Genomic DNA, 1,138 nt, shown 5'->3' on the forward strand with positions numbered 1-1,138 from the left:
TGTTCTGGTCAAGTTTTTCCGGACACCGATTACGGTGATCAAGCCGCCTGCTGCTCCATAGCTATTGGCGACAAGTAGTTGTTGTAGCTGTGGAGTCTGATTCTGTTATAGCGCATGAAGAAGCTGGTCATATCCTGCCTGGCTTCTTCAACTGTCGTGTAGCCCTTGGCGGGCACCCACTCTGATTTGAGCGTCCCGAAGAAACGCTCTGTTGGTGCGTTGTCCCAGCACTGCCCCCTGCGGCTCATGCTTTGCGTTATCCCATGCTCCAGTAGCTCGGACTGAAAGCGCTGGCTGGTGTATTGGCAGCCTTGATCTGAATGGAACATCAAGCCTGCATGTTTGCCTCGAACCTCCACCGCCATTCTCAGCGCCTTGCTAACCAGGTTGGCGTCATTGATCAGAGAAAACCCCCAGCCCACGACTCTGCGGGCGAACAGGTCAATAACTACTGCCAAGTGATACCAGCGCTTCCCAACCATCAGGCTGGTGACGTCGCCGCACCAGACCTGATTGATTGCGGTTGGCTCGAAGTTACGTTCGAGCAGGTTCTTGGCCACAAATGCTTCGACGCCTCTGGAGCGGTACTGATGGCGGCGGCGCTGCCTGCTGGCCAGATTTGCCTCCGCCATCAGCTTTCCAGCCAAATACCTTCCGACCTGGATATGCTGGGCCTTCAAGTGCTGAGAGATCATCCGCGCGCCTGCACTTCCACGGCTTTCAACATGCAATTGCACGACTTTCGCTCTGAGCGCGTCACGGTTGGCTATCGGCGCTGAACGTCGCTTAATCCAGTCATAGAACGCGCTGCGGGAAACGCCCATCACACTGCAAAGCAAGCTGGTCGGATATGAACTCGACTCCCTCAGCTCCTCGATCAGGAAAAACGATCGGGATCCGACATCAAGAGAGCCGTAGCCTTTTTTAATATTTCAGCTTCAGTTTCCAAACGCTTGACCTTGGCTCGCAGCTGTTGAAGCTCTCGCTGTTCGTCGCTGATTGCCTTGGTACCTGCTACTGGCTGCCCTTTCTGACGCTCTTTACGAACCTGATCAACCCAGCGGCGCAGAGCCGTACGGCCAACCTCCATCGATGCACAGACATCGGGAACTGAGCAGTTGTCATCAAGAACCATGCT

At 54.9% G+C, this 1,138-nt stretch carries 2 protein-coding genes; both read right to left on the reverse strand.

What is annotated here, in order from left to right; all coding sequences use genetic code 11:
• Positions 1 to 38: 38 nt before the first annotated feature.
• On the reverse strand, positions 39 to 839 hold the full coding sequence (locus AO242_RS21945; protein ID WP_231678248.1) for an IS3 family transposase: 801 nt from the start codon (positions 837 to 839) through the stop codon (positions 39 to 41).
• A 38-nt stretch (positions 840 to 877) separates the two neighbouring features.
• The coding region (locus AO242_RS29830; protein ID WP_257153490.1) for a transposase at positions 878 to 1,138 on the reverse strand (261 nt) is incomplete at its 5' end.

This window comes from Pseudomonas sp. ICMP 561 (genome assembly GCF_002699985.1).
Taxonomy (GTDB): Bacteria; Pseudomonadota; Gammaproteobacteria; order Pseudomonadales; family Pseudomonadaceae; genus Aquipseudomonas; species Aquipseudomonas quasicaspiana.